General features: G+C 44.0%; 1 tRNA gene and 1 rRNA gene. Both read right to left on the reverse strand.

Annotation, left to right across the window (positions count from 1 at the left end):
- Window positions 1–636: 636 nt before the first annotated feature.
- Window positions 637–713 (reverse strand) — tRNA-Asp (locus SHEWPOL2_RS22025).
- A gap of 36 nt (window positions 714–749) precedes the next feature.
- Window positions 750–865, reverse strand: a 5S ribosomal RNA gene (gene rrf, locus SHEWPOL2_RS22030).
- Between the last annotated feature and the right edge of the window lie 211 nt (window positions 866–1,076).

Below are 1,076 nucleotides of genomic sequence, written 5' to 3' on the forward strand. Positions count from 1 at the left end.
TAAGCCAGTTTAAATCTGGCCGATAAGAGCGATCCCTATGGCTCACTTTTAGTGATTTTTAAGTAGGCTATATTCTTCTAATCACTAAAGGGGGATTTATAGTGGCCAACAAAATTGGATTATCATCTCTGCTATTACTTCAGCCTTTTACCGCTTTTTAGTCGAGTATTTTCATTCTCAAGTTCATTTAAGCAAACCACTGACACTGTCCCGATACCACTAAATTTAGCTCGCCATTGAAACCAGCCACATAAAATATCTCATCAGTTCATAGCCTTACAGGTATTTCAATCCGAGGCGCATAACGCAGAAAGAGTTATTCCATTTTAAGTCAATCCCACAGGAAGCAGGATGCCTTTGAGGCTGTCAGATGTTTACTGCTTGGTAAAGCGCTTATGCTGCGCTCAAGGCTTTTGGCAGAACCCATTATGCCTTCAAGCCTTCACCTTGCCTAAAGTGCTTTGTACTCCGCGAAATGAACAGATATTGAATACGATTGGTATGGTACATCACACAGTGATGCGCTCAATAAATGAGAGGGATAAATGCTGCAGAACAGGATTCCGCGACAATTTAAATAGATAAATTCCAAAGACGAAAAAGCCCTAACATTGCTGTTAGGGCTTTTCGAAATGTTGGCGGAGCGGACGGGACTCGAACCCGCGACCCCCGGCGTGACAGGCCGGTATTCTAACCAACTGAACTACCGCTCCTTTAACTTAACGTTTGCACATTAAGCTAAATTAGGCGCTTGGCGATGACCTACTCTCACATGGGGAGACCCCACACTACCATCGGCGCGATTGCGTTTCACTTCTGAGTTCGGGATGGGATCAGGTGGGACCACAATGCTATTGTCACCAAGCAAATTCTTACTGGTTAATTCTACGTCTGACGGCATTGTTTCCTCACTACTGCGACCTCCATGGATGGAGGAAGTGTCATTAGATGTAAGGAACATCTTTGACCTCATGTACTACCGTACACTCCGCCCTTTGCTCGTCACGGCTTTGTCTGCCGTACAATTACCTGCGTAATTAACCTTTATTTGTTAATTTAGAAAGCTGTATTGAGTA

Origin of the sequence: Shewanella sp. POL2 (assembly GCF_000282755.1) — a bacterium.
GTDB classification, from domain to species: Bacteria; Pseudomonadota; Gammaproteobacteria; order Enterobacterales; family Shewanellaceae; genus Shewanella; species Shewanella xiamenensis.